This window comes from Frankia sp. AgKG'84/4, assembly GCF_023242965.2.
GTDB lineage: Bacteria > Actinomycetota > Actinomycetes > Frankiales > Frankiaceae > Frankia.
On the sequence record NZ_JALKFU020000387.1, the window covers coordinates 1 to 5,070 of the forward strand.

5 protein-coding genes and 1 pseudogene are annotated in these 5,070 nt (G+C 74.4%); all 6 read right to left on the reverse strand.

What is annotated here, in order from left to right; genetic code table 11:
• The coding region (locus MXD58_RS19630; protein ID WP_250609697.1) for a DUF4184 family protein at positions 1-514 on the reverse strand (514 nt) is incomplete at its 3' end.
• Positions 515-622: 108 nt separating this feature from the next.
• Positions 623-1,429: an IclR family transcriptional regulator gene (locus MXD58_RS19635; RefSeq protein WP_248840599.1), complete on the reverse strand. Its 807-nt coding sequence runs from the start codon at positions 1,427-1,429 to the stop codon at positions 623-625.
• Between the two features lie 142 nt (positions 1,430-1,571).
• Positions 1,572-2,618: a type III polyketide synthase gene (locus tag MXD58_RS19640; RefSeq protein ID WP_248840600.1), complete on the reverse strand. Its 1,047-nt coding sequence runs from the start codon at positions 2,616-2,618 to the stop codon at positions 1,572-1,574.
• Positions 2,612-3,883, reverse strand: a complete 1,272-nt coding sequence (locus MXD58_RS19645) for an acyl-CoA dehydrogenase family protein (protein ID WP_248840601.1) — start codon at positions 3,881-3,883, stop codon at positions 2,612-2,614. The genes MXD58_RS19640 and MXD58_RS19645 overlap by 7 nt, the downstream gene beginning before the upstream one ends.
• The gene (locus tag MXD58_RS19650; protein ID WP_248840602.1) at positions 3,880-4,653 is read right to left on the reverse strand and encodes a class I SAM-dependent methyltransferase; all 774 of its coding nucleotides are present in this window, start codon (positions 4,651-4,653) and stop codon (positions 3,880-3,882) included. The genes MXD58_RS19645 and MXD58_RS19650 overlap by 4 nt, the downstream gene beginning before the upstream one ends.
• A 209-nt stretch (positions 4,654-4,862) precedes the next feature.
• A pseudogene (locus MXD58_RS19655) lies at positions 4,863-5,070 on the reverse strand (UbiA family prenyltransferase); the annotation flags it as partial.

Consider the following 5,070-nt stretch of genomic DNA (forward strand, 5'->3'; position numbering starts at 1 on the left):
GCCGCCGAGTGTTTACAGACGCCAGCAGGCGCCCGGCCGCGCCGACGACGGCGAACCCGACCACGCTGGACCCGTACTGGAGCCAGGCGTGGCCTGCCAGGCCGCGATGGTCGGCGCTCAGCCACGGCACCTGACGCACGCCCCACCGATCGTGATGGGTGAAGGCATCCCAGCCGACGTGGGTCATCGCCCCCACCGCCGCCGCGGCCGGGGCGAGCAGCCACTGGCGTCGCGTGGGCCGGGCCCGCGCCGCGAGCCGAGATCTGACCAGCCCGGGGCTCAGGTCGACCACGGCATCGCGGATCAGCCAGAACCAGACGGCGAGGGCGGCCATGGCCAGCACCGGGTCGGCGCTGGCCACCCCGAGCGGGCTGTGGGTGAACCGGTAGACCCCCGGCCAGCCGAGGAACACCGGAATGTCCGGCACCATCGACCCGACGACCAGCGCGCTCATCGGCAGACCCAGCCGCCGCAACGGCAGCACCGCCGCCGGATGGCTCAACGTGAAAGGCACCTGCCCGCTCCCCGCACCCGCCGCCGCGATGAATGACGCCCAAACGTCGGAGAGTAACGATATACGACGAGATCGCGGGTCCGAGGCGCCAGTGCCCACGGTCGGGAGTTAGCGGCGCTCCACGGAGGCCACCGGCCCGGTCGGTGAGCCGGGGATCCGCCGACCGAGCCGGGTGGCGGTATGCCGCAGCTGTTCGACCAGGCCGGCGGGTATCTGCGTGGCGATCATGACGGACGCCAGTGCGGCCACCACCGCACCGTCCTGGTTTCGCACGGGTACCGCCGCGCAGCAGACCCCGTCGACGAGATCCTGGCGGTCGAAGGCGACGCCCTCGCGTTGGATGCGCGTCCGTGCCCGCTGCCACTGGCGCGGCGACATGGCCGGTGGCGGCTCGGACCCCGGTGCCGTGGCGAGCAGAACCTGGCCCACCGCGGTGTCGAGCCGAAACGAGGTCCGCGACTCACGCAGGTCGATACCCCGCTCGGGCGCGGCGACGGCGGCCACCATCATCGACCGCTCCCGCAGGACAACCAACGTGATCGCCGAGCGGGTGCTCGCGCTCAGCGACACGACCGGCGCCTGACCGATCCGGCCCAGGCCGTGCAGGCCCCGGTTCGGCGCCGCCAACCGGCGCAGTCCGGCGCCGATCCGGTAACCGCCGTCGCCGGTCCGGTCGACGAGGTCCAACGCGGTCATCTGCTCGAGCAGCCGGTGGACGGTCGTCTTCGGCAGCTCGATCAGCCGGGCGAGGTCCGAGAGCCCCACCGCCTCGAACCGCGAAAGCGCGTCGAGAACCTCCACGGCACCCTCCAGCACGCCCCGACCCCGGGTGACGTCGCGCAGCCGGGGCCGCCGACCCGGCGACGACTCGGCCGGCTTGGCCGCCGACGCGGCGGAAAGCGGAAGTTCGAGCATTGTGGGCGATACCCCCGGGACAATCCGCGGCGCGGCAGGGAACGAAGCAGTCTCACTCGTTCTCGGAAATGCTAGCCGGAATGTCGGTGGATGAACCCGGTATGCCGAATCCTCGTCCCGCCGCGAAGACGACCATCAGCGGTCATCGGGCGCGTAGCAGCGCCAGGCAGAGGGTGAGGCCGGGGCCGAAGGCCATCGCGACGACGGTCGCGTCGGGGGCGAGGCCGCGGCGGAGCTGGTCGAGGACGAGCAGGACGGTGCCGGACGAGCAGTTGCCCCGGGTGTCGAGGACGGCGCGGGTCGCCGCGGTCAGCGCGGGGGTGAGGCCCAGGCGTTCCTCGACGACGTCGATGATGCGCGGGCCGCCGGGGTGCACGGCCCACCCGCCGACGTCGGTGCGGTCCGTGCCGGTCGGCGCGAGCAGCGACCCCGTCGCCTCCTCGATGTGCTTGGCGAGCACGTCGGGCACCCGCGGCGACAGGCCCATCCGGAAGCCGTGGTCGGTGACGTGCCAGCTCATCAGGTCCTCGCTCGCGGGCGCGGTCGCCGCGGTGGTGTCGAGGACCTCCAGGCCGCGGGCGGCGTCGGGGAGGACGACGACCGCGGCGGCGGCGTCGCCGAACAGCGCGTGCGCGACGACCTGCTCCAGGTCGCGGTGCTCCTGCGCGGGCTGGAGGTGCAGCGAGGTCAGCTCCACGCAGAGCACGAGCGCGGGCAGCCCGCGGGCCCGGACGAAGTCGGCCGCCGCGCCCAGCCCGGGGAATGCGGCGTAGCAGCCCATGTGGCCGACGAGCAGCCGGCGCACCGACGGCGCCATGCCGAGCTCGCGGGCGAGCCGGATGTCCAGGCCCGGCGTCGCGTATCCCGTGCAGGACACGACGACGAACAGCCCCAGGTCGGCGGCGCTGATCCCGGCGTCGGCCAGCGCCTCGGCCGCGGCCCGGTGACCCAGCGGCGGAGCCTCGTCGAGGTAGCGGCGCATCCGGGCCGCCGTCGACCAGTCGCTGACGTCCTCGCGGCGCGGATCCACCACGCCGTGGCGGGTTCGCACGCCGGAGCCGAGGAACAGCCGCCGGGACAGCGCGTCACCCCGATACCGGTGCGTGAAGTAGTCGTCCCACAGTTCCTGCTGGTCGTGGACGTCGGGGAAGGCCGAACCCACGCCGGCGATGACGGCGGCGGTCACCACCGAGCCACGTCCGCGTCGGCCTCCGGGTCGCCGCCGAGCGCGGCGATGCCCAGCCAATCCGCGCAGACGTCGCTGGTCGCGGGCTGCAGCGAGCCGCACCGGGCGTCGCGGTACAGCCGCTCCAGCGGATGCCCGCGGCGGGTCACCGACGTCCCGCACGCCTCGACGATCGAGGCGGCGACGTCCTGCGCGGTGCGTCCGGCGAGCAGCTTCGCCCGCCACACCCACTGGTTCGTCGACGGCGACCCGGGGTCGGCGTCGACGCGGCGGGCGCACTCGTCGACGACGGCATCGAGGGCGGCGAGACTGGCGTCGGCCTGGCCGAACCGGGCGCGCACGGCGGGCAGCCCGGCGAGGCCGCGTGCCAGCCCGGTGCCGCCGCGACCGCGGGCATGGGTGATCCCGGCATCGAAAACGGCCCGCCCGACGCCGGCGTAGACGGCGGCGTAGGAGGCAACGAGCCACTGCGGCATGACCTGCGCAACCAGCAGGCTCAGCCCGGCGACACCCCCGACCAGCGCGTCCGCCGGTACCCACACGTCGAGGTGCACGTCGTGGCTGCCGGTGCCGCGCATGCCGAGGGTGTCCCAGTTCGGTTCGACGCTCACTCCCGGGCCGCGCGGAACGAGGAAGTGGCTGACCGTCGCCGGCGCGGACGGGTCGGCTTCGGCGGCGCGGGCGGCGACGAAGAAGACCTCCGCGTGCGACGCGCCCGAGCAGAACGCCTTCGCGCCGGTGATCCGGTAGCCGTCACCCTCGGCTCGGTAGCTCGTCCGCAGCTCGGACAGCCGCGAGCCGGCGCCCCGCTCGCTCATCGCGACGGCGATGAACCGCCCGGCCGCGGCGTCCGCGAGCGTCTGGTCGCGGGCGGCGAAGAACGACTCCGGCGCGCCCATCGCCCGGGCGAGGTCGTCGGGTGTCCGGGCCAGCGCGCCCACGACCGAGGTGTGCATGTTCAGCACCAGCGCGGTCGCGCCGCTGCCCGCGGCGAGCACGCGCGCGGCATCCGCCCAGTCGGCGAAGCCGCCGCCGGCCCCGCCGAGCCGTTTCGGCACGAGCAGCCCCAGCAACCCGGCGCCGCGCAGCTCATCGAGGTCGGCGGCGGGCAGCTCACCGTCCCGGTCGGCATCCGCGGCCCGCGCGGCCAGGCCGCCGACGGCACCCCGGGCGAGTGCGGCGCTGTCGCTGTCGCCGTGGGCCACCTCGGCACCGTTGACGTCGTCGTGAGTGGTGAGAGCGCGGGGCGAGGGAATCGGGGCGTTCATGGGCAGTCCTTTCCGGTCGCGGATCGGACGCCCACTGCCTGGTAGACCCCGGCGGTGGACCCGGTCGGCAGCATCCGGACCGTGTCGGCATGGCGCGCCAGCCACCGGACGTAGTCGACGATCGACGGTCGTAGCCCGCCCACGACCGTCATCTCGATGCCCGCGCGGCCGAGCGCGTCGGCGAGGCGGTCGGGCGAGACGAGCAACTTCGGGTCGTGCAGGCGCGGCGGCGGCCCGCCGGGCAGATGCTCGGCTATGCGGACGAGGGCCAGCCGGCAGAACAGGGTGTCCGCGAGCGTGTCGATGACGACGGTGCCGCCCGGCGCGAGCACCCGGCCGATCTCCGCGCAGACGCCGTCGAGATCGTCGAGGTGCTCGAACAGTTCGCCGGCGACGACGCAGGAGAACCGCGCGCCGGGAAACGGCAGGTGATGCACGTCAGCCCGGACCGCCGCGACGCCGTGGCCGACGGCCTGGCGCAGCGCCGGCGCCGACAGGTCGACACCGACATGGCGCCACCCGGCGAGCCGCCCGCTGAGCGCCACCGACAGCAGCCCGGCACCGCAGGCGAGATCGAGCAGCGGCGCGCCGGCGTGCGGCGGAGCCGGGATGAGCCGCCCCCGGGCCTGCGCGAGCCAGCGCAGCGCGGCGAACTGCCCGTGCGTCCCCCACCACTCGTCGGCGAGGTCGTCGTACTGGGCGGGATCGTTCCTGGGCCGGCGAGGTGCGGGCCGGCGAGGTGCGGGCCGCGGCATCGGGGGAGCGTTCACAGGTCTCCGGGATGGGCGTCGGATCCGTCGGCCGGCGGCTGAGCCGGCCTCACCTGCACGGACTGCGAGGTAACTGCTTCCAGAATAACGGTAGGCCCCATCAATGCACGCCAATGACACAACAGTCAGACATCGGCAATCGGTGTACGCCTACCTCGGCGGGTGAACGAGTGAACCAGTGACGGGCCCATCGTGAGCGGGCGAGGCGGTCAGGCCAACCGGGTGCCGGCGGCGACGACGAGCGCGACGTCGATCGCGGCGACGGCCATCGCGGTGCGAAACGCGGTGCGGTCGTCGTCCCGGCCCAGGCCGACGCCGGTCAGCACACCGACCGCGGCGAGCGCACCCACCCGCCAGGCCGTCGGCCGCCCCGGCCCAAGCACCGCCACCGCGGAGCCGGCGGCGAGCAGCACTGCG

Bases quoted from the DNA above. Each gene is read 5' to 3' on its own strand.
- MXD58_RS19635 (WP_248840599.1), bottom strand. From the start codon at position 1,429: ATGCTCGAACTTCCGCTTTCCGCCGCGTCGGCGGCCAAGCCGGCCGAG.
- MXD58_RS19645 (WP_248840601.1), bottom strand. From the start codon at position 3,883: ATGAACGCCCCGATTCCCTCGCCCCGCGCTCTCACCACTCACGACGAC.